Origin of the sequence: Enterococcus sp. DIV1279b, assembly GCF_050531515.1 — a bacterium.
Classification (GTDB): domain Bacteria; phylum Bacillota; class Bacilli; order Lactobacillales; family Enterococcaceae; genus Enterococcus_D; species Enterococcus_D casseliflavus.
In genome coordinates, this window is the sequence record NZ_CP172891.1 from 3072913 (window position 1) to 3094948 (window position 22036).

General features: G+C 42.8%; 22 protein-coding genes and 2 other annotated features. Of the genes, 6 read left to right on the top strand and 16 right to left on the bottom strand.

Annotation, left to right across the window (positions count from 1 at the left end):
• Positions 1-93: 93 nt before the first annotated feature.
• From IGI71_RS14565 to hisS, 3 genes are all read right to left on the bottom strand, one after another.
• Complete coding sequence (locus IGI71_RS14565; protein ID WP_010750004.1) at positions 94-969, bottom strand: YitT family protein; 876 nt, start codon at positions 967-969, stop codon at positions 94-96.
• A gap of 155 nt (positions 970-1124) precedes the next feature.
• The gene (gene aspS, locus IGI71_RS14570; protein ID WP_010750005.1) at positions 1125-2900 is read right to left on the bottom strand and encodes an aspartate--tRNA ligase; all 1776 of its coding nucleotides are present in this window, start codon (positions 2898-2900) and stop codon (positions 1125-1127) included.
• An 11-nt stretch (positions 2901-2911) separates the two neighbouring features.
• Entirely contained in the window at positions 2912-4210 is a 1299-nt protein-coding gene (gene hisS, locus IGI71_RS14575) for a histidine--tRNA ligase (protein WP_060791494.1), read from the bottom strand.
• Between the two features lie 363 nt (positions 4211-4573).
• Positions 4574-4781 (bottom strand) — a binding site (T-box leader).
• Between the two features lie 189 nt (positions 4782-4970).
• Between hisS and IGI71_RS14580 the strand changes: the two genes are divergently transcribed.
• Both IGI71_RS14580 and IGI71_RS14585 read left to right on the top strand, forming a co-directional pair.
• On the top strand, positions 4971-5405 hold the full coding sequence (locus IGI71_RS14580; protein WP_008379539.1) for an acyl-CoA thioesterase: 435 nt from the start codon (positions 4971-4973) through the stop codon (positions 5403-5405).
• A gap of 90 nt (positions 5406-5495) precedes the next feature.
• Positions 5496-5666, top strand: a complete 171-nt coding sequence (locus tag IGI71_RS14585) for a hypothetical protein (protein WP_201688362.1) — start codon at positions 5496-5498, stop codon at positions 5664-5666.
• Positions 5667-5734: 68 nt separating this feature from the next.
• Here IGI71_RS14585 and IGI71_RS14590 read toward each other — a convergent pair whose 3' ends face one another.
• From IGI71_RS14590 to IGI71_RS14615, 6 genes are all read right to left on the bottom strand, one after another.
• The gene (locus IGI71_RS14590) at positions 5735-6373 is read right to left on the bottom strand and encodes a PepSY domain-containing protein (RefSeq protein ID WP_201688361.1); all 639 of its coding nucleotides are present in this window, start codon (positions 6371-6373) and stop codon (positions 5735-5737) included.
• A gap of 107 nt (positions 6374-6480) precedes the next feature.
• Positions 6481-7839, bottom strand: a complete 1359-nt coding sequence (locus IGI71_RS14595) for a sensor histidine kinase (protein WP_201691631.1) — start codon at positions 7837-7839, stop codon at positions 6481-6483.
• A complete protein-coding gene (locus IGI71_RS14600; protein WP_008379528.1) occupies positions 7829-8536 on the bottom strand; it encodes a response regulator transcription factor in 708 nt (235 codons plus the stop codon). Before IGI71_RS14600 ends, IGI71_RS14595 begins: the two co-directional genes overlap by 11 nt.
• Before the next feature lie 141 nt (positions 8537-8677).
• Positions 8678-10114 (bottom strand): ABC transporter ATP-binding protein, encoded by a 1437-nt coding sequence (locus IGI71_RS14605; RefSeq protein WP_201691630.1) that lies wholly within the window; start codon positions 10112-10114, stop codon positions 8678-8680.
• On the bottom strand, positions 10111-10812 hold the full coding sequence (locus IGI71_RS14610) for an energy-coupling factor transporter transmembrane component T (RefSeq protein ID WP_201691629.1): 702 nt from the start codon (positions 10810-10812) through the stop codon (positions 10111-10113). Before IGI71_RS14610 ends, IGI71_RS14605 begins: the two co-directional genes overlap by 4 nt.
• Positions 10809-11408 carry an MptD family putative ECF transporter S component gene (locus tag IGI71_RS14615; RefSeq protein WP_142425041.1) on the bottom strand — a complete coding sequence of 200 codons (600 nt, stop codon included), beginning with the start codon at positions 11406-11408 and terminating at the stop codon, positions 10809-10811. Before IGI71_RS14615 ends, IGI71_RS14610 begins: the two co-directional genes overlap by 4 nt.
• A 550-nt stretch (positions 11409-11958) precedes the next feature.
• On the opposite strand from IGI71_RS14615, the gene IGI71_RS14620 reads away from it, so the two are divergent.
• On the top strand, positions 11959-12534 hold the full coding sequence (locus tag IGI71_RS14620; RefSeq protein WP_201691627.1) for a helix-turn-helix transcriptional regulator: 576 nt from the start codon (positions 11959-11961) through the stop codon (positions 12532-12534).
• Between the two features lie 24 nt (positions 12535-12558).
• Here the strand turns inward: IGI71_RS14620 and IGI71_RS14625 are convergent, their stop codons facing one another.
• The 5 genes from IGI71_RS14625 to nox form a co-directional block, all read right to left on the bottom strand.
• A complete protein-coding gene (locus IGI71_RS14625; protein ID WP_060791500.1) occupies positions 12559-14178 on the bottom strand; it encodes an ABC transporter ATP-binding protein in 1620 nt (539 codons plus the stop codon).
• Between the two features lie 193 nt (positions 14179-14371).
• Positions 14372-14731, bottom strand: a complete 360-nt coding sequence (rplT, locus tag IGI71_RS14630) for a 50S ribosomal protein L20 (protein ID WP_003128653.1) — start codon at positions 14729-14731, stop codon at positions 14372-14374.
• A 63-nt stretch (positions 14732-14794) separates the two neighbouring features.
• The gene (gene rpmI, locus IGI71_RS14635; protein ID WP_003128650.1) at positions 14795-14995 is read right to left on the bottom strand and encodes a 50S ribosomal protein L35; all 201 of its coding nucleotides are present in this window, start codon (positions 14993-14995) and stop codon (positions 14795-14797) included.
• Positions 14996-15055: 60 nt separating this feature from the next.
• Positions 15056-15577 (bottom strand): translation initiation factor IF-3, encoded by a 522-nt coding sequence (infC, locus tag IGI71_RS14640; protein ID WP_005228103.1) that lies wholly within the window; start codon positions 15575-15577, stop codon positions 15056-15058.
• Between the two features lie 47 nt (positions 15578-15624).
• Positions 15625-15748, bottom strand: a sequence feature (ribosomal protein L20 leader region).
• Positions 15749-15847: 99 nt separating this feature from the next.
• A complete protein-coding gene (gene nox / locus IGI71_RS14645; protein WP_061053308.1) occupies positions 15848-17182 on the bottom strand; it encodes a H2O-forming NADH oxidase in 1335 nt (444 codons plus the stop codon).
• Positions 17183-17515: 333 nt separating this feature from the next.
• Between nox and IGI71_RS14650 the strand changes: the two genes are divergently transcribed.
• On the top strand, positions 17516-18151 hold the full coding sequence (locus IGI71_RS14650) for a pentapeptide repeat-containing protein (RefSeq protein ID WP_010749132.1): 636 nt from the start codon (positions 17516-17518) through the stop codon (positions 18149-18151).
• Here IGI71_RS14650 and IGI71_RS14655 read toward each other — a convergent pair.
• Both IGI71_RS14655 and IGI71_RS14660 read right to left on the bottom strand, forming a co-directional pair.
• A complete protein-coding gene (locus tag IGI71_RS14655) occupies positions 18148-19053 on the bottom strand; it encodes a magnesium transporter CorA family protein (protein ID WP_060791518.1) in 906 nt (301 codons plus the stop codon). The genes IGI71_RS14650 and IGI71_RS14655 overlap by 4 nt on opposite strands.
• Before the next feature lie 89 nt (positions 19054-19142).
• Entirely contained in the window at positions 19143-19787 is a 645-nt protein-coding gene (locus IGI71_RS14660; protein ID WP_010749130.1) for a deoxynucleoside kinase, read from the bottom strand.
• A 305-nt stretch (positions 19788-20092) separates the two neighbouring features.
• On the opposite strand from IGI71_RS14660, the gene mvk reads away from it, so the two are divergent.
• Positions 20093-21025, top strand: a complete 933-nt coding sequence (gene mvk / locus IGI71_RS14665; RefSeq protein ID WP_206617834.1) for a mevalonate kinase — start codon at positions 20093-20095, stop codon at positions 21023-21025.
• Entirely contained in the window at positions 21018-22016 is a 999-nt protein-coding gene (mvaD, locus tag IGI71_RS14670) for a diphosphomevalonate decarboxylase (RefSeq protein ID WP_060791519.1), read from the top strand. The genes mvk and mvaD overlap by 8 nt, the downstream gene beginning before the upstream one ends.
• The last annotated feature ends 20 nt before the right edge of the window (positions 22017-22036 follow it).

The following is a 22036-nucleotide window of genomic DNA, read 5'->3' on the forward strand; positions in this document are numbered from 1 at the left end:
ATAAAGCTAGCAACATCTGCTATATTTCAAAAAAATTAATTTTTGGCGAAAAAAAAGTACTTCTATAAAGAAATACTTTTTTCAACTCCTTTTTCACAGTTCTTCTTCATAAAAGCGACCCAAAATCTGGACATTTTCTGCAATACTGACAAAGGCTTTTGGATCGGCTTCTTTCATGGCACTGCGCAGCATCGGCAGTTCAAAGCGTGTCACTACCGTCAGCAAAACCGTTTGTTTGTCATGCTTGTACGCCCCTTCGGCTTCATTGATGATGGTAATCCCTCGCCGCATATGTTTTTGGATCGTTTGAATGACTTCTTCTGGGTTGCGGGTGATGATCGTCACCTGCATTTTCTTTTGCTTCGTAAAGACCGCATCCGTCACTTTTCCACTGACAAAAATCGCGATCGCACTATACAACGCATATTGCCAGCCAAACAAGATCCCTGCGGCGAACAAAATAACAATGTTAAAGAAAATCGATATCGAGCCGATCGTCTTCCCTGTCCGTTTGCGGATGGCAATGCTGACAAAATCCAGCCCTCCTGAAGAAAGACCATTCTTCAAAGCATAGCCGATCCCCACCCCGTTGATGGCACCACCGAAAATCGCACAGATCATCGGGTCCGTCGTAACGGTTTCTTCGGGTAAAATTTGCACGAATAAGGAGGTGAGTAAAACAGTAATTCCAGTAAAAATCGTAAACTTGTGGCCGATCTTAAACCAACCTAGAAAAAATAATGGCACATTCAACAATAATAGCGCAAGGGATAAGGGGATATAAAACCCGAGCCCTTCTCTTGAGATCGTGGTGATGATCTGAGCGACACCCGTAATGCCGCTGGAATAAATATTACCTGGTTGATAGAAGAAATTGACCGCAATCGATGCCAGCAGCGCATAGACGATCGAAAACGAAAGTTTGTTGGCGTATTCTGGATGAGGGAGCCATTTAAACAGAGGAGTCATTGCATTTCATAGCCTCACTTTTTTGATTTGCCTTTATTATACTTCAGCTCATAAAAAAAGAAACGAGCAATGAAAGAAATGGGTGAATTCTCATGAACTTTTTTCATTCATTCACCAATTTCTATTTCATCACTCATTTCATCATGGTTTAACGCTTATTCGTTTTCTTCAACCGTTGTTACATCGATGTTCAAGTCAAACAATTGCATTGGCGAAACGGTACTTGGCGCTTGAGACATTGGATCAGCTGCTTTCCCATTTTTAGGGAAAGCAATGACTTCGCGAATGTTTTCTTCACCAGCCAAGAGCATCACTAACCGGTCTAACCCAAGGGCGATGCCGCCATGTGGTGGGAACCCATAATCCAAAGCATCCAATAAGAAGCCAAATTGATTTTGCATCTCGCGACGTGAGAAGCCTAGCGCTTCAAACATTTGCTCTTGCACTTCCCGTGTATGGATACGCAATGATCCGCCACCTAGCTCGTAACCGTTTAGCACGATATCGTAGGCTTGCGCATAGACTTTTGAAGGGTCTGTCGTTAACAACGGCAGATCGCTTTCTTTTGGCAATGTGAATGGATGGTGAGCAGAAACGTAGCGGCCTGCTTCTTCATCGTATTCAAATTGCGGCCAATCAGTGACCCATAGAAAGTTGAATTTGCTCTCGTCGATCAAGCCTAATTCTTTTCCTAATTTATTACGGATCGCACCTAACGTTGCTGAAACGATCTCAAAGGAATCGGCACCAAACATCAGAATATCACCAACTTCCGCATTGGCTGCTGCAATGATCGCGTCGGTCGCTTCCGTCAAGAATTTAGCGATCGGTCCTTTCAATCCATCTTCTTCAACTTTGACCCATGCCAATCCTTTGGCACCAAATTGGCCAGCGTAATGACCTAGATTGTCCATGTCTTTTCTGGAGTATTTGTCTGCAGCCCCTTTGGCGTTTAAGACTTTCACAACGCCGCCTTTTTCAAGAGCCATTTGGAAGACTTTAAAATCAACGTCTTTCACAACTTCTGATAAGTCGATAAGCTCCATGTCAAACCGTGTATCTGGTTTGTCACTGCCGTAGCGTCCCATTGCCTCATCATAGGTCATCCGTGGGAATGGCAAGGTAACTTCGATGCCTTTGACTTCTCGCATCACTTTTGCCAATAGCTCTTCCGTATAGGTTTGAATTTCTTCTGCCGTCAAGAAAGAGGTTTCGATATCGACTTGGGTAAATTCAGGTTGACGGTCGCCCCGCAAATCTTCGTCACGGAAGCAACGTACGATTTGATAGTAGCGATCGAAGCCAGCACCCATCAATAACTGTTTAAAAATTTGTGGTGATTGCGGCAACGCATAGAAATGACCTGGATAGATCCGTGAAGGAACCAAATAATCCCGCGCGCCCTCTGGTGTTGATTTTCCTAGATAAGGTGTTTCAATATCTAAGAAGTCGTTCGTGTCTAAGAAATTGCGGATCGCTTGCGTCGTTTTCGCCCGCATCACGATGTTGTTCGTCATTTTTGGACGTCGCAAGTCTAAATAACGGTATTTCATGCGAATCTCGTCGCCAACGGTTTGATCATCTTCAATCAAAAAGGCTGGTGTTTTTGCAGTGTTTAAAATCGTGATTTCGCTGATCATCACTTCATAGGCACCTGTCACCATTTTCGGATTGATGGCTTCTGGTGCACGATTGATGACTTGACCCGTTACTTCTAATACATATTCGCTGCGGCATTTGTCCGCGATTTCCCAGGCCTCTTTCGAAACCTCAGGATTGAAGACGATTTGCACGATCCCTTCTCGGTCGCGCAAGTCAATAAAGATCACGCCCCCTAAGTCACGGCGCTTTTGCACCCAGCCTTTTAGAGTTACTGTCTGGTTTAAATGGGTCTCATTTACTAACCCGCAATATACTGTACGTTTTGTCATTCTTTTTCTCCTCACTCAAACATTTTGGTTGTCATTTCATCGTAGATCTCATCGAAGCGGGCATAAAGATCCGCTAACGGAAATTGTTTTTCTTCACGGCTTGCCATGGATTTGATATTGATCACTTGTTCTGCTAATTCTGTTTCGCCTAGAGTCAGAACCAACCGTGCTCCTTGTTTATCAGCAGATTTAAACTGGGCTTTGGCTTTACGATCCATGAAATCACGATCGGCAGAAAAACCGAAATTACGAATCGCTTGCACGACTTTCAACGCTTCTAAATTGGTTTCTTGTCCCAAACCAACCACATACGCATCTAACTCATTCAAAGCAGGAATCACAACTTCTTCGGCTTCCATAGTGATCAATAAACGTTCGATCCCTAAAGCAAAACCAAAACCAGGTGTTTCTGGTCCGCCTAGCTCTTCCACTAAATGATTGTAACGACCGCCGGCACAGATGGTGGCTTGCGCCCCCATTTTTGGTGCCTCACTCATGATCTCAAAAATCGTGTGGGTATAATAATCCAAACCGCGCACCATATTTGAATCGATCTCATAAGGGATCTCCAACGCATCCAGCATACTCGTTACGGTTTCAAAATGTGCCTTGGCATCTGGTGTTAAGTAGTCTAGGATCGATGGTGCATCCGCCACGAATTTTTGGTCACGCTTATCTTTACTGTCAAGGACCCGCAAAGGATTTTCATGCAAGCGGCGTTTTGAATCCTCACTAAGCTCCGCTTCATGGGGCGCTAGATAATCGATCAACGCTTGCCGATAGTTTTGGCGTGTTTCTTTATCGCCTAATGAATTGATGACCAAGCGCAATTGACTCAGTCCTAATTGACGATAAAAATCCATTGCCATCGCCATTGTCTCAACATCGGTCGCTGGATTTGCTGAACCGAAAACTTCGACACCGATTTGGTGGAATTGACGCAAACGGCCTTTTTGCGGACGTTCATAGCGGAACATAGGGCCCATGTAAAACACTTTATACGGCTTCGTATGTTCTGGTCCGAATAGTTTGTTTTCGACATAAGAACGAGCAATCGGTGCAGTGCCTTCTGGACGCAACGTCACATGACGCTCTCCTTTATCGTAGAAATCATACATTTCTTTTGAAACGATATCCGTTGTGTCCCCGACACTGCGGGCGATCACTTCAAAGTGCTCAAAAATCGGTGTCCGAATTTCGTTGAATTGGTAATCGCGAAACACTAAACGTGCTGTTTCTTCCACAAATTGCCATTTTTCGGATTCTCCTGGCAAAATATCGTTGGTTCCTTTTGGACGTTGGTAACTCATCGTATGCATCCTCCTATTTGTTTCATGGTTGCCCATGTTCTTTGCTTTCATTGCTTGTTTGCTTATTCACCTATTGTTTGTTGCTCATTGATGTGGGTGGGTTGTTCTCGTGTTTGACTTTTGGGTTATTGCGCTATTTGCCGTTGATTGCTGGTCATCATTTCGTTGGCTTCGACTGCAATTGAACGAAGCAAAAAATGCCAAGTACAGCTTTCATGTCTCACTTCCTGCGTCAATCATAGTGATTCCTAGTTCGGTTACTACGCTCCCTATGGTCGCCTAGTACTGTTCATCATCTGCTCTGTTCCGCTTTGCGGACCAGTCGCAGTGATTCACAGCAAAAAACTCGCCCTTGTTTTTTTATACAAGGACGAGTTTTGATTACACGCGGTACCACCTAAATTCGAGAAATGTTCTTCTCCTTCGCTCGATTAACGCTCGGTCACGGAACAGCTTTTCTTCTGTTCATCTCCAGATTGTCTTTCCTTTACACGTCCTAAACTGCTTTCAGCCGGGGCAGTTTTCTCTTTTAAGGAATAGAATAAAGTACTCGATCCTTCACTGATTTTTGATATTATCTATAAACTACAAGAAAGCTATGAAAAAGTCAAGGTGTTTCACTGTCTTTTTCACTCCGCTGCTCTCTAGTAGCATTTTCTCAAGTGTTCAACACAAAGAAGCTCTCCTTCTGTTTGCTTTTCTTCCTTTTTGCGTTATGCTGAATAACGAAGGTTTTGTTTCTATGAAAGGAGCTGTTTTTATGTCTTTATATTCAGGCTATATCCGTCAACCACACTACTATGAGACCGATCAAATGGCGATCATTCATCACGCCAATTATATCCGCTGGTTTGAAGAGGCCCGCGTGGAATTACTCGCGTTTTTGGATTTACCGTATCATACCATCGAAGAAGCGGGCTTGATCGTTCCCGTGCTGGAAGTCAGTGCGCAATACAAAACGATGATTCGTTACGAAGATGAGGTGCGAATCGATGTTTTGGTCGACAAATATACGGGCACGCGTTTGGATTTTCGCTATGAGATCTACAAAACTAGTGATGGTCAGTTGGCAACGACGGGGACTTCAAAGCATTGTTTTTTAGCAAAAGAGACCAATCGCATCGTGCAGCTGAAGCGTAGTTTTCCTGAAATCCATCAACGATTTGCTGATTATGCTGCCCTGTCAGGGGAATAATCAATTCTGATCACTCATTTAAGTCAAAATCCTTGCTTTTTGAAACGGCTTTCGTATAATCAAAAGTAATTTCAGGGAAGGATGATGGCGATGTACGTGATTAAAGTTTTGCATGGTTACATTGGCAAAGATGGTCGTCGCACTCGTGAAAAAGTTCCAGACAAGTTATGGGTCTTTGAAGATCGGAAGCAGTCCGAAGCATTTGCAGATAAAATTGGTGGTCGCGTCAAACCGTTAACTGAAGTCAAACAGCATACGTAAAAAAATAAGCCGTTATCGTCTTTTGCGCATAGACGATAGCGGCTTATCTTTTTTACTGCGAAACAGGATTAGTCATCCAATTCGGTTTCTAGTACTTCACCTGTTTGGGCATTGATTTTCACATCTGTTTGTTTGTTGCCATCTTCTACTTTTACTTCCCAATAGGTTACATTCATTTCTTTGTCTAATGACCAATCTGTTGCTTGACCACCGCCAGCTTCTTTCACGGCGATATCAGAAATTTCTTCCAATGAAAGCAAGTTGGTTAGGTCCAATTGATCGGCATCTTTTTTGACACCGTTTTGTTCATCGGCATCCAATTTTTCCGTTCTTTCTTCAGAAGTTTCTTTGGTTTCTGCATCGATCTTTAATTCAAACTCATTCGTGTCATCCACGCCATCTACTTGGTAGAAGTAATTGCCAAAAGAAGTATCCAAATCAATCGAAGTGATCGCTGCATCTGGGTATTTGTCTTGGAATATTTGGATCGCTTCTTCTACGGTCACCGTAGGTAAGCCGCCATTGGCGATCGCTGCACTGCTTGAAGAGCTGTCTGTTGCTTGTGACGACGTTGTTTCACTTGATGAGGCAACTGCTGTGCTTGAGCTGCTGTTTTGCGCAGGTTCTGAATTTCCAGTGTTGTTTTGTGTACATCCTGCCAATAATCCTAAAGCGGCAATTCCGAATAAAATAGTTGTTTTTTTCATGTTTCATTCCTCCAATTGTTTGTGTATTCCTTTTTTCTATATATTTAGAATAACAAGTTCCCAAAGAAAAAGAATCAAAATTGCTTGAAGAAAATCTAAAAAAATCTTCATCTTTCTCTTTCATTTGGAAAGGCCAGCTTAAAGATACTGCCTTGCGGTTGATTGTCTGTCACGGTGATTTTGGCATGATATTTGTCTGCCAGCTGTTTTACCAGTGAAAGCCCAATGCCTGAACCGGCAATCTGGCTAGAACGAGAATCTTCTACCCGATAGAACCGTTCAAAAATCAAGGCTTTCTTATCATCGGGAATCCCAATGCCAAAATCGGCGACGGTTAAAGACAACTGCCTTTGCTCTTGTGTCAAGGTCACATGAATCGGCTGATCAACAGGCGAATACTTCGCGGCATTTTCTAACAGGTTTTGGATGATTTGCTGGAAGTCACGTTTATGCCCACGTTTCATACATTGGTTCTCCACAAAATATTCAATCGATTGCGGAACGATCGTCGCTTGTTTTTCACACTCTTCTCGGACGATCTGGGAAACATCAACAAGGGTCATTTCATCTTGGGATTGATTTTTTTCTAGGTCCAACAATTGATTGCTCAATGTTTCCAAACGCTTCGACTCTTTGTCGATAAACGCCATTGAGGAAGGAATGACTTCGGGATGTTTGGTTCCACGCCGCTGGATCAATTGGACATGTCCGCGAATCGCAGCTAAAGGTGTTCGCAGCTCATGGGAAGCATCGGCAACGAACCGTTTTTCCCGTTCGATCGTCTCTCGCTGTTCTTTCAATAATTTATTAAAGGCCAATGCCACCGAACGAATCTCGATGGGCTCTTCAGAAACCGTCAGTTCTCCTGTTCGACTTTGTTCAATGGCAGTAATTTCTTGCGCCATACCAGTAAGCTTCTGACTCCATTTCCCGACACTCCAATAAATCAGCAGACTGCCCACGACAACAGCGATCAGATTCAAGAAACTGCTGATCATAAAGAGGCCATAGGCTAATTCCACACTATCCTCCCCATTGATAGCGATCGTCACCTGATCCCCATCGACTTCTTGGGTTTTCGTGTAATAGATGCCCTCCTCTGTAAAAACGATGTCTTCGAGAAAAGGAATCACTCGCCCTTGATTGATATCGGCAAAAATCTCTTCCGCATCTTCTGATGAAACGACACTGCCATCGGCTAAGATCACTTGCAGGGCGTCTTCTTCATCTGCCGAGACATAGGCATTGACGAGAAAGTCCCAGGCATCCCCTGATGCCTCACCTTTTTCGATGGCTTCAAGGATGTTGCTGGCACGATTTTCGATATGTTCAAACAAATAACCTACGGATAATAAAATAAACAGCAGATTGAAGAGAATCAGCAGACCAAAGAGTATCAAGGAAAAGCGGCTCGTCAATTGAAATTGGGCTGTTTTTCTACGTTGGTTGGCTGATTTATTCTTCATGATCGGTCCTCAAGACATAGCCTAATCCACGAACGGTTGCGATCATTTTGCCTTTGCCGCAAACATCCAGCTTGTTCCGCAGTGTGCGGATATAGACATCTACAACATTCGTTTGGCCGTCGTATTCATAGCCCCAAATCTCATTCAATAGGTCATCTCTCGTTTTGACGACCTCAGGTTCTTTCATCAATTCATATAAAATGCCAAACTCTTTGGGCGTCAACTCAATGGTTTCACCGGCAACCTGAACTAAGTGCTTGGCGATGTCCATCATCAGCTCCCCCGCCACTAATTGGTTTTGCTGGTTCTTTTGTTGTTTGGCTTCTCGTTGCAACCGCCGCTCGATCACCCGAATTCTGGCAAACAGTTCTTCGATTTCAAAAGGTTTCGTTAAATAATCATCTAATCCGACATCAAGCCCCGTCACCACATCGGCGGTTTGATTTCTGGCGGTCATCATCAAAATCGGGATGTCGCTTTCTTTACGTATCCGCCGCGCCACTGTGATGCCGTCATAGATTGGCAGCATCCAATCCAATAAAATCAGATCAAAAGCATTTGCTTGCTGATTGAACAAGGTCAATGCCTCTTGCCCATCTTTGGCCCAGACCGTGTCATATCCCTCAAAAGTCAATTCGGTCTGAATAAAACTGGCTAAACTTTCTTCGTCTTCTACTAGCAAGATCTTCAAGGCCATATGCGCTCCTCCTCCTGTTTTGCTTCTATCATAACGGATTTTTTCGAAACTTCCTAACTGATTGAAAGAAAAAAATCATGAAGATTTTTTCATGTTCGAACAAAAAAGACGGCATGAACCAAGGTCCACTCCGTCTTTCATTTATTCCATATTTTTTGCTAGCTGATACGTGCCAACGAGTTCCCCTTGTTGGAGTTGAAGCACGTAAGGACATGTTTCAGCCAAAAACTCGCGATCATGACTGATCACCGCTAATAAATCAACTTCTTTAGCAACTGTTCGCAACAGTTTTGCGACTTCTTCCATTTGCTGCAAATCTAATCCACTCGTTGGTTCATCGAAAAACAACAAACGTTTGCCAGAAAGCAAGGCACTGCCAATCGCAACTCGTTGTTTTTCCCCACCCGACAAGCTTTGCGGATGTCGGGCAAGGAGTGGTTTTAAGTGCAACAATGAGACAATTTCTTCAAAACGAGCTGGGTTTTGGGCTTTGATCAGCAGCTCTTTTTCCACCGTTTCAAAAAACAGCTGCAAGTTAACATCCTGCATCACAAGAAAGCTTTCCTGCAGCAGCTGCTTTTGGGTCCGCTTTTGTCCATTGATGGCAAATACTGCTTCTGGGCATTTTTTCAATCCTGACAGGACTTGCACCAACGTACTTTTGCCAGCACCATTTGGTCCAACGATCCCCACAGCTTGCTTCGTCGGCAATTGTAGTTCAGGCAAGTTAAGCGCCCAATTTCTGCTGTTTGCTGAGCGTTTCGATTGCTTGATCTGCAGATGCGTTGCCCTTAATCCAGACTTTTCTGGCAAAGATTCTCGGCAGTGCTGATTTTCCAATGCCGCCTCGCCTACTTTTCGCAATCCCAACTCGTGAATTGCCTCCTCGGGCAGTGACAAAAGCTGAGCTGCTGGATAAGACGCCCGCAATCGTCCTGCTTCTAATAGACAGAAGCGATCTGCCAGTGGCGCCAAATACGCCAAGCGGTGTTCGGCGATCACAATGGTTTTCCCTTGTTGTTTTAAAGAAGCCAATCCTTGAGTCAACTTTTGGATCGCTTCTTGATCCAAATTACTGGAAGGCTCATCCAATAAGAACACATCATGGGGCAGCATCGTGGCTGCAGCGAGAGCAATCAGCTGCTTCTCCCCACCAGATAGATCAAAGACACTAGCATCAAGCAACGGGGTCAGGGAAAACTGCTGTGCTACTTCGGTGATTCGCTGCCGAATGTTTTCTGGTGCGACGCCCGCATTTTCCATCGAAAAAGCTAACTCCGAATAGACATCCGTGGTGAAAAATTGAGTCTTGGGGTTTTGAAAGACGACGCCAATCGTCTGGGCATAATGGGAGAAATCGGCAACTGGCAAGTCTGTTTCTCCGACACGGATCTTTCCTTGCACTTCGGCGGGATACAGCTCAGGGATCAAGCCATTCAAAACATTGAGCAAGGTCGATTTTCCGCTGCCGCTAGCGCCGCACAAAACGATAACTTCCCCAGCTGCGACTGTCAAAGAAAGCTCAGATAATACGGTTCGATTTTCTCGTTTCACTGACACTTGTTCTAGTGTGATCATCCAAGCCACATCCTTTTCACGATAAAGCCGCCTAATGCTAAAAAGACCAAGCCATCCCACCAGCGCAGCTTCAGTTCGTGGACGGTGGTATGGGGAGTTTCTGATGCTAGCCCGCGAACGAGGGCCGTAGCCGACAGTTCGGTTGCGGTCTTTTCAGCCGACATCAGTAATGGGATCAAAAAATACTCCGCACTTTGCAGTGGATGAAGCAAGATCGATCCTGCCGACAGCGAGATGCCGCGAAAGCGCATCGCTTGGCGAATACTTTTGAAATCTTGTACCAATGTGGGAAAAAAACGAAATAAGACTGCCAGCGGGACTAATAATACGTTGGGCATGTGCATTTTTTGCAGCGCAGCCATCCATTCACTGTTTTTCGTTCCGCTAATGGCAAAAGCCGCCGCCATGATCGTTGGCAATAAGCGGCGATAACCGACGGAAAAGAAATCCAGCAACACGATTAGTATGTGGTTGCCTTGGCGAAACAAAAAACTATCTGCCAGTGTCAGCAAGACAAACACGCCATAGAGCAGCAAGCCTTTTTTCCAAAAGCCGCTGACTATAAATAGCAGCAGTAAGAAAGTGACAAAGGCAAACTCATCGATCCAGCTGATGGTCACCATCATAGTAAAACTAGCAAAGAGAATCACCGCTAATTTGCTGCGGGGATCAAACCTTGTTTTCGACACATTCCTCACCCTTTATGCGATTGGATCGTTGGTTGAAAATGTTTTTCCATCAAGCGACTGCCGATACCTAAACCAGCCACCGCACCAATCAAAACCGCCAGTGCACAAAGCCCTAACATCAAATTGGAGGTATGAGCAAACACGCCGGCAATGTAGGTTTCATCTTTTCCGCGAGCCACTAATGAATCGATGTAGGCATTTTTCATAAACCATAGGGGTAAGATCGGACCCATCAAGCCAAAACTAAAGACGATATAACTCGCCAGTACGCGAACGTTCTCTTTGAGCTTTGTTTTGTATTGGATCAAATCAGCTGCTAAGGCACAAAGCATATTGGGCAAAAAGGCCAATGGAAAATGTCCTGAAATCAAAAAAAAGAGCCCTACCACGGTACCCATAATGGTGATTGCGCCAAATTTCGGTACTTTATTCAATAAAATCAGATAGATAATGCCAGAAAACAAAGCGGTGACTGCTGGAATAAATAAATTATGAAAACCTGGGATCACAAAACGCAAAATCAATAGACAGACGCTCATTAAAAGAAAATAGATCGCTGTATAGATCCCCACTGCAATTAAATCTTGAACCTTTAGTTTTTTCACTGCGTATACGCTCCTTCTTGCAAGCAATCAATGAAAAAACCGTTGCTGCTTGCTTGTACAAACTTATTTTTACAAAGCCTCAGTATAGCACAAAGCAGACGTTTTTATGGGGTGATATGCTTATCAACAGTCGATTTTCTTCTAGAACAGAACCAACAAACAGACGTCACTTCTGAATGGCTCCATTTCAACACACAGGGACCTTTAAAAATCCACTAATGGAAAAATGATGCTTTCACACGCTTAGTTGTTTTCTCCTCTTCCCATCTTTGCGAAATTAATGAATAATAGATAAAGACAAACATTAAAAATCAGCACAGACTCTTCATCATTTTCTTTATTAAGAAACCAGCAGGTGCTTCTATAAAAAAACAATAAGAAAGCTGACTGTCGCTTATTCGTTGAAGAAAATCAACGCTGTACTGCTGTGTAAACAGCATAAACCCAACTGTAAAAACATTTTGACACTTGATTTCAAGGCATTGTCAAAGACATTTGATCGTTAGAATGCAGACATTGGCCTAAACTAATGGTAGAAGGAGCGGATAAAATGAACTTAAGCAAACAAATAAAAAAACATCGGGAACGATTAAGTCTCTCTCAGGAAGGGCTGGCAGAAAAACTCTATGTCTCCCGACAAACGATCTCCAATTGGGAGAATGAAAAAAGCTATCCTGATGTTCACAATTTATTATTGCTCAGTGTTCTATTTGATGTTTCTTTAGATGAATTAGTCAAAGGGGATGTTGAACAAATGAAAGAAACGATTGAGAAAACAGAAATGGATCGTTACACAAAAATGATGCTGCTTTTTATACTATTGACCGCACTCTCTGTTGGGCCTGCTCTTTATTTACCCGGATACTGGTGGATTGTCCCGCCTCTATGTTTTTGGCTCGTCTCCATGTATGCCGCATTAAAGATCGAAAAAATCAAGAAAACCCAAAATATCAAAACGTATAAAGAGATCGTTGCCTTCATGGAAAATCAAGACCTCGATGCCATTAGAAAAAAGCGCGACGTCAAAAAAGATTTCCTTTCAACAGCATTCATCGTCGTGGTCTTTACCTTGATCGTCGGCATCATCGCATGGCTTAGTACACTGCCGCATTTACTGATGCGCTGATCAAAACACAGGTTGAAGCTGCTTTTATGATGAAGCCGCTACAACCTGTGTTTTTTTCAATTCAATGATCTCATCTACATAAATCAAATTTTTCGGGCGATGGGTGATCATAATGACTAGTTTATTTTTCAATTGGTCTTTGATCGCTGCAAAAAGCTTTTCTTCTGTTGTTACGTCTAAAGCAGATGTGGCTTCATCAAGAACAATGACTTCTGCGTCTGAGAAAAACAATCGGGCAAAAGCGATTCGCTGTTTTTCCCCACCAGAAAGGTTGGCTCCTTTTTCTCCAATTTCAGCAGATAGTCCTCCCTTGAGTACCTGATAGAATGCGCCTAATTGACATTTTTCTAATACCGCTATGATTTCCTCGTCTGCGATTTCCTTATCAAAAATAATATTCTCTTTCAGCGTTCCTTGGAAGATTGGGGCATCTTGCGATAGATAAAAGATATGCTCATAGAAATCATTTAAGTTATAAGCAGCTAAATTTTTGTGATTGATCAGGATCGCACCGGTCGTCGGCTGATACAAGCCTAAAATCGTTTTGACCAGCGTTGATTTTCCCGCGCCGCTTTCTCCTACTAACCCATAAATTGCTCCCCGCTTCAGCTCCAGTGTGCTATTGGTTAAGATTTGCTTTTCTTGAAGTGTGACGGATAGATCCTTAACTGTGATGCAGTTGATGGTCTCAGACAATGCATCGCCTTGTGTTAATGCTTTGTCCTCTGACAGATAGAAAAATTCGTTTAACCGTGCAAAGGCAACTTTATCTAAGTTGTATTGAACAAAAATCACGTTAAATATTGCAACAGGCGTGTAGATTCGATCCACATAAATAATCAATGCTGCTAAACCGCCCAAGCTGACCGTAATCTGATTTGTAAATGCCAATACCACAATTGCGACTTTGATCAATGCGACTAAGACTGCAAAAAAACCAAAGAAAAACTCATGGATCATCGTCATTTTCGTCAAACGTTCTGTTGTGTCAGCAGCCATGTTTTTATATTGTGCGATCTCTTTTTCAAACCGTTTATTGATTCGAAACGTAACCATTTCCGTTAGTCCGCGAATAAAGGTGCTATTCATGGTTTCTTCTGAAACTAGCGCACGTTCTTTGAGAGAGCGTAAAACTTTCAAAAGCAGATTGGTCACGATAAACACCACTAGATAGCCCACAAGGATCGCTGGAATCAATCTTTTATCGATCATAGCAATAAAAGCTAAGTTAAACAGTGTTTCGGGAAGCAATTCTTTAAACAAGCGTCCATAAAAATTCAAATGGATATTTCTGCCAGCCGCTGCTCCCGCTTCGGTTTTCTGTAAGAGTGCTCCAGAGCCGATCTGCAAGTACTCGGAATAGGCAATCTTGCTGATTTTTACTAAAGCTTGTTCTTTGAGATAGAAATACATGCTGTTGTACAATGTTGTTTTTGGTTTCTGCTCGAGATAGGACAAAAGCGGTACCAGTACTAGCGTTAACCCATAGATAAAAACAACTGGCCAATCAAGTGTCTTGCCAAATGAATCGAGTAGTTTTTGAAAATAAAAAACATTCGCGGCACTCAAAAATGAGACCGCAATTCCAATCCCAACATATACCGTCAATCCTTTTTTAAAATGCCGCCATAAATCAATTGCCATCGTATGCTCCTTTTGCTGCGGTGTTCGTGGAAAAATCGTAAGATAAATAAAACAAACGTTTTCAAAAGTATAATCTATTTTTCGCTTAATGGAAAGAAACATATGAAAGATAGTGAGAAACCATTCTTCGGTCATCGAGAAAAAACAAAAAACCCCGCTCAAGAGCGGGGCTAACGTTGTTGCCAACGATGGATTATTTGTTTAAAGCGTCTTTTGCTTGGTCAGCTAATGCAGTAAATGCTGTTGCATCGTTTACAGCCAAGTCAGCTAACATTTTGCGGTTGATGTCGATTTCAGCTAATTTCAAGCCGTGCATCAATTTTGAGTAGCTTAAGCCATTCATACGAGCCGCTGCGTTGATACGAGCGATCCACAATTTGCGGAAGTCGCGTTTCTTTTGACGACGATCGCGGTATGCGTAGTTGTATGAATTCATTACTTGTTCTTTTGCTGTTTTAAATAGAGTGTGTTTAGAACCGTAGTAACCTTTTGCTAATTTAAGCACTTTTTTACGACGTTTACGAGTTACTGTTCCACCTTTAACACGTGCCATGTATAATTCCTCCTAATATGAAAATCGATAATTGTTTGTATACGTGAAGCTTGGGTTACGCAATTATTTCATGCGTGCTAGTTGTTGACGGATACGTTTGTAATCGCCAGCTGAAACCATTGAAGCTTTACGCAATTGACGACGTTGTTTTTTTGTTTTGCCGTGGAAACGGTGACTGGTAAAGGCACGGAAGCGTTTCAATCCGCCGCCGCCAGTGCGTTTTACGCGTTTTGCTAATCCGCGGTGTGTTTTTTGTTTTGGCATAACTAATTTCCTCCTCAAAATCTTTCGTTATCTGACTTTAAACTGAAACTCAGTGAGTCATTATTTATCGTTTTTTGGTGCTAATACTAAGAACATACTGCGGCCATCCATTTTTGGCTTTTGCTCAACAGTTGCCAAATCAGCAGTTTCTTCCGCCAAACGATCTAACACTTTCTGACCAATTTCTTTATGGGTAATGGCACGGCCTTTGAAACGGATCGAAGCTTTCACTTTGTCCCCTTTTTCAAGGAATTTACGTGCATTACGCAATTTTGTGTTGAAATCATTGACGTCGATCGTTGGACTTAAACGAACCTCTTTAATGTTGATTACTTTTTGTTTCTTACGAGCTTCACGGTCTTTTTTCTGTTGCTCAAAGCGGAATTTCCCGTAATCCATAATTCTTGCTACTGGCGGCTTAGCATTTGGTGCCACCAATACCACATCAAGGTTTGCTCGTTCTGCAATTTGCAATGCTTCAGCTTTACTTTTTACACCAAGTTGTTCGCCGTTTTGATCAATCAAACGCAATTCACGTGCACGAATGCCGTCGTTTACCATCATATCCTTTGCTATGGTCATTCACCTCCGAGTTTTTTGAGAGAAAGAAAAGCTTGTCGATTCGAAATCAGACAATAAAAAAACGAGTTCTTCACGAACCCGCACGTACTCCACACAAATAAATGGTAGGAATCCTATTCTGCCCAGCGATATCTTCACTCAGGCGAGAAGCGGGTGCTTCTGCTTTTATTTCTCAACTTTTATAGTATACTGCTTTTTTCTCTTATTGTCAACAGTTTTCATGATTGTTTCAAAAAAAAGCCGGAGCATACGCTCCGACTTTCGTGTTTCTTATTCTGCTTTCAATGCAGCCATCGTGATGTAGTTGTATGGTTGGTTGAAGTGAGGCAAGAAGAAGATATCTAATAGCTTCATCTTGTCGATCGTTACGCCTTCTTCGATCGCTAGTGAGAACATGTGGATGCCCATTGCGATTTCAGATGTTCGTGATGCCATTTGTGCACCAACGATGCGGCGTGATTCTTCTTCATAGACGATGCGGATTTTAACCGTCGCATTTTCTTTCATGAAGCCTGGTTTTTGGGTATCTTCGTAATCAGAGTATTTCACTTTCATGCCATTACGTTCGGCAGCTTCGACTGACAAGCCAGTTGAAACCATGTTGTAGCCGAAGATCGAAATCCCGTTTGATCCTTGAACACCTGTTGATTCTAGAGACGTTCCGCCGATATTATGGGCAGCGACGATCCCTGAACGTACGGCATTCGTTGCTAATGCGATATACGTTGTTTGTTGCAAAGCATTTGAGTACACCGTTGCACAGTCACCGACTGCGTAAACATCTGCATCGCTTGTCCGTTGATGGCGATCCACTAAGTACGCGCCGTTAGCAAACAATTCCAAATGATCTTTGCCTAACTCGTTATTTGGTAAGAAACCGATCGCGTTGATCACTAGATCAACTGGGTATTCGCCGTTGTCTGTTACAACTGCTTCTACTTTCTCTGTTCCTTTGTATTCACGTGCTAATTCACCGAAATGCAATTCAATGCCATTGTCAGCTAAGTTTTTGTCCATATCTTCTGTAAACCATTTGTCATAGTAGTTTGGCAATGCCCGTGTCGCTGCATCAAAAAGCAACACATTTTTACCACGGCGTTTTGCTGCTTCAGCAATTTCAACACCGATGTAACCAGCACCGATAACGGCAACGTTTTTCACGTCTTCTGATGCTAACTCTTTATCAACCGTTTGTCCGTCTTGGAATTTTTTCAAGAAATGGATGTTTTTCAAGTCACGTCCAGGTACTTTTGGTGAAATCGGTACCGAACCAGTTGCGATGACAACTTTATCATAAGATTCAACGATCGTTTCACCGTCATTGGTTACAGCGTGCACTTCTTTTTTCTCAAAATCGATATGGTCAACAACTGTTTCCATATGGATTTTTGCACCTTTTGCTTCAAAATCTTCACGTTTTGTATAGAACAAGCCTTCGTATGAATCGATTTGACGTCCAACCCATAAAGCAGTCCCACAACCTAGGTAGCTTAAGTTTGTATTACGGTCGATCATTACGACCTCTTGGTCTTTGTAGTTATCTAATAGTGTATTGGCAGCAGCAATCCCCGCGTGGTTTGCACCGATAATAACTGTTTTTGTCATGGAAAATTTCCTCCTTTTGTTTACATTGTCATTATAGCTCGCTTGTGAATTTGAAAACTATCAACTTTTTCGCGATTTTAAAAATTTATGACAGTTTTTCGTTGATATACGTCACTTTCAGCGGGTTAAGTTTCTATATCAAAATTATTTTCGTCTTGCAAGCAAAAAGATTGTGAAAAATTATGTATTTAAACCTAAGGATTTTCCTTGTTATAAAAGCATTCTGCAAACCGATTGAATAAATTTCACAATATTCTACCGCTTTTTCGTACCTGTTGCGGCAGCGATTCGCCGTGTTATACTGAAGAGAAAAACAGATAGGATGGGATCTTGATGAAGAAAAAAATCGTATTGCCACTACCGCCCTTATTGTCGGCATTAGAGCCACAGGATTTTTATTTAGAAGAAGAACTGCTTTTCGAAGGTGCTTTCTTCGAAGGCGGTGACTATAGCTATGATGCTTGCAAAAATCTCATCTTGAAGCAATGTCATTTCAAGAAAGTGACGATGCAAAAAACACGCTTGAGTCAATGGGAATGCCAAAACGTTCTTTTTGAGAATTGCGATTTTTCTAATCTGGAATGTTTTGGCGCCAGCTTTCATCGGGTTCACTTTAAACAATGCAAATTGACTGGCACCAATTTTGCGGAAAGCTATTTCCGTGACTGCACCTTTGAAGATTGCGTGGCGAACTTCGCTTCTTTTAGCAACACCAATTTACGGACGATGCTGTTTCGTCAGTGTCAACTAAACGACAGTGAGTTTTATGAGATGGATTGGAAACACTTGACGCTACAAGAAAACCAGTTGAACAATAGCAACTGGTTTCACACAAAATTAGCAACTTTAGATTTTCGGACCAATCAATTTCAAAAGATCGCGTTGTCCTTTGAACAATTGCGGGGACTAACGGTCGATCAAGAACAAGCCTTGGTCATCGCCGCCGGTCTAGGTTTGGTGATCGATTAACGAATTCTGCGCCATAAAGCAATCAACATCCAGATGGATAACACTAAACTGATCAATAAGGCAATCCCCCAACCGAAAATACTATTGGTAAAAGGCAGTGGAACATTCATGCCAAAGAAACTGGTGACGATGGAAGGCACAGTCAATAAGAGAGACCAAACGGTCAAAAACTTCATGGTATCATTCAAGTTATTGTTTAACAGATTATTATAGGTTCCAGATAGTTGCTCTAAAATTTGAAAAGCCAGCAACGTCATTTCCACTGCCTGTTTGGCTTCGATCAGGGCATCATCCAGCTGTTCCCGCTCGTCATCATCCATCAAGCGATAAATGGATAACGCTTTGATCTGCTCCAAGAGGACCGCATTTTGTTTCGTAGCAGACACTAAAAAGACTAAACCAACTTCCAAATCGGACATTTGCAGCAGGTTTTTATTGGTGGTTTTTTCCCGTAGTCGCTGATTCAAGCGAATCCGTTCACTATTGACTTCTTCGACTAGCGGAAAAAACGTGCCTGAAATCAAGAATAAGCTTTGAAACAAAAAGTGCAGCGGTGTTTGCTGCGGCTTTTGCAGGATCAAGCGCTCCATCATCGGAATCACATAACGGGTATCATGGGAGGCAAAAGTAAAGATCTGCTTCTTTTTTAAAATAAACGTCATTGGGCTGGTCTCAAAATGATTGTCTCGCTTTTCTTGCTGAGGTACGTTGAAAACCAGCAGCAATGCTTCTTCTTCGGCATCGTATTCGACTCGTGCGCGTTCGTTTTTATCTAGAGAATACGTAAGCATCTCATCCGAAAGATGATATTGTTTTTGTAGTGCCATCACGCTTTTTGCGTCTTGCTGGTCGACTTGAATCCATTCATAGTTTCCATCATAAAAGACATGTTTGTTTTCCACAGTCCATCCTCCACTCTTGCTTTCTTCTATTATAAAAGAAAACAGCCAGAAGCCCAATCAAAGGACTTTTCTGGCTGTATCGGCTATTGCTATTTGCGGGCGTCTTTCAAAGCATCTTCCACCATTGTTAAAACGGCCTGTGCCGCTTGCGGGTCTTCGACAAAATTGAATTGATCGCCATCGATCTGAATCTTTGGACTCTCATTGTACTCTTCGTACCATTGATCGTAGCGTTTGTTCAACTCTTTGTAGTAGTCGTATAACGAAGGATCAAAGGTCAATTGTTCGTATTCCCGCCCGCGTTTTTCAATACGCTCCAACATCGTTTCAAAAGAAACGCGAATATGCACCAAAAGATCTGGATGCTTTTTGTGGGCTGCATACGGCAGCTCTTCCAACATATTGGCTAACAATTCATCATAGACTTTGACCTCGGTATCGGTTGCTCGCCCAAGGTCCGCATTTAAATGGAACAACAGTGAATCCTCATAAATGGAACGGTCCAAGACGTTATTGTCGTCTTTCATAGCTTGCTTGATACTTTCAAATCGTTTATTTAAGAAATAGATTTGCAGTAAAAACGCATATTTATTTGGATCTGCATAAAATAATGGTAACACTTCATTGTCATCGATCGATTCATAAAAGGCTTGACTGCCAAAATGATTGGCGATCAATGCGGTCAAACTTGATTTACCGGCACCAATCGTTCCTGCTAATACGATCACGCTCATATCCCCCAACTCACTCATCACTAAATATTGTATGTTGCATTTGCGATATCAACTATACAATACTATATCTTGTGCCGTCAACTGAAACTTTTGAAGCACAGATCAAGAAGTTTTTCAATAAAAGTTTAAAGATTTTTGCTTTTTTTTGAAATCTCATACGGAATGCTTAACGAAAGAGCCTTCTTCTAGTAAAATAGGAAAGGATCTTTAATTAAATTGTGTTTTTGTCAGGAGATAGTTACAATTGACTGACAAACGATAAATGAATCATGTGGGGTAAGCTCCCTAGAGAAATGAGGAAAATAATGTCAATTGGTACTGGCATAGCTACAGGAAAAATCATCTTAATGGGTGAACATTCAGTTGTTTACGGTGAACCAGCAATTGCTTTCCCTTTTGCGGGAGCAAAAGTACAAGTCGAGATCACAGCAAATGAAACAAACACCTTGATTTCAAGTTACTATCACGGTCTGCTTGAAGAAGTCCCCAGCCACTTAAAAAATGTCAAAGACTTGCTGCATCGTCTGCAACAAGATTTCCACACGGGTCCTTTTGCAACCTCCATCGTCAGCACCATCCCTTCTGAACGGGGAATGGGTTCTAGCGCGGCGGTCGCTGTTGCACTGACTCGCGCTTTTTTTGATTGGATCAAAAAAGATTTTACAAAAGAAGAATTGATGACCTATGTCAACTTTTCTGAAAAAATCGCTCACGGCAATCCTAGCGGGATCGATGCTGCGGCAACCAGTGGGACGGATGCCATTTACTTCATCAAAGGGCATCCCATCACTTCGTTTCCCCTCACGATCGACGGTTATTTGCTCGTCGCTGATACTGGCATCAAAGGGCAAACGAGAGAAGCTGTCAAAAGTGTCGCCCATCTTTTTGAAACCAGCAAGCAGCTGGCTAGTCAAGCGATCCAGCGTTTAGGGATCGAAACCAAAAGAGCCAAAGAGGCCATCATAGCCAATCAATTAGAAGTATTAGGCGAAAGCATGAACAATGCCCATCAGGCACTGCAGCAGTTAGGAGTCAGCAATCAGCAACTGGATCAGTTGGTTTCCTCAGCATTGGCACACGGGGCTTATGGGGCGAAGCTGACCGGCGGGGGCCGAGGCGGCTGTATGATCGCACTAACCAAAACGAAGGAACAGGCTGAGAATATCAGCCGTATTTTATTGTCCGATGGCGCTCGTGCGGCATGGATACAAGGATTAGGAGTTTATGAACATGTATAAGGGAAAGGCTCGCGCCTACACGAATATCGCATTGATCAAGTATTGGGGAAAACAAGACGAAACTTTCATTTTACCGATGAACAATAGTTTGTCCCTGACCCTCGATGCTTTTTACACAGAAACAACGGTGGCTTTTTCACCCGATTTTACACAGGATCGCTTTACATTGGATGGTGTGGTGCAAACAGACGCTGCCACAAAAAAAGTTGCGGACTTTTTGGATCTGGTACGAAAAAAAGCGGACTGCCCGTGGTATGCCACGGTGGAAAGTCAAAACTTCGTCCCAACCGCTGCTGGACTTGCCTCTTCTGCCAGCGGATTAGCGGCATTGGCGGGTGCCTGTAGTGAAGCACTGGACTTAAACTTGTCGGAGCAAGAGTTATCCCGTTTGGCCCGTCGCGGTTCTGGTTCGGCTTGTCGGAGTATCTACGGCGGTTTTGCTGAATGGCATCAAGGCACCGATGAGACTTCTTTTGCCACCCAAGTGCCGTCGAATGGCTGGGAAGAAGAATTGAGTATGATTTTTATTTTGATCAACGCACAAGCCAAAGAAGTCTCCAGTCGTGAGGGGATGCGCCGAACCGTTGAAACCTCTAGCTTTTATCCAGGCTGGCTTTCTGCCACTGCGAGCGATCTCGTGAAAATGAAACAAGCGATTGCCGAAAAAGACTTTACTGCTTTAGGTGAAACGACCGAGGCCAACGCCTTGAAAATGCATGGAACGACCTTAGCCGCCGAACCACCTTTTACTTATTGGTCTTCTGAATCTTTGCGAGCCATGGAATGTGTCCGAATGCTGCGAAAAAAAGGATTGGCTTGCTATTTCACGATGGATGCTGGTCCCAATGTCAAAGTTTTATGCCAAAAACAAGAAGAACAAACGATTTTACGTGAATTAAGTGCTCACTTTGCCTCAGAACAATTAGTAACTGCTCATGCGGGCAAAGGATTAGCCTTTTTACCGGTGGAAGAATCTTCCCCTATCAACTAAGAAGCCATTAAGAAGCCATC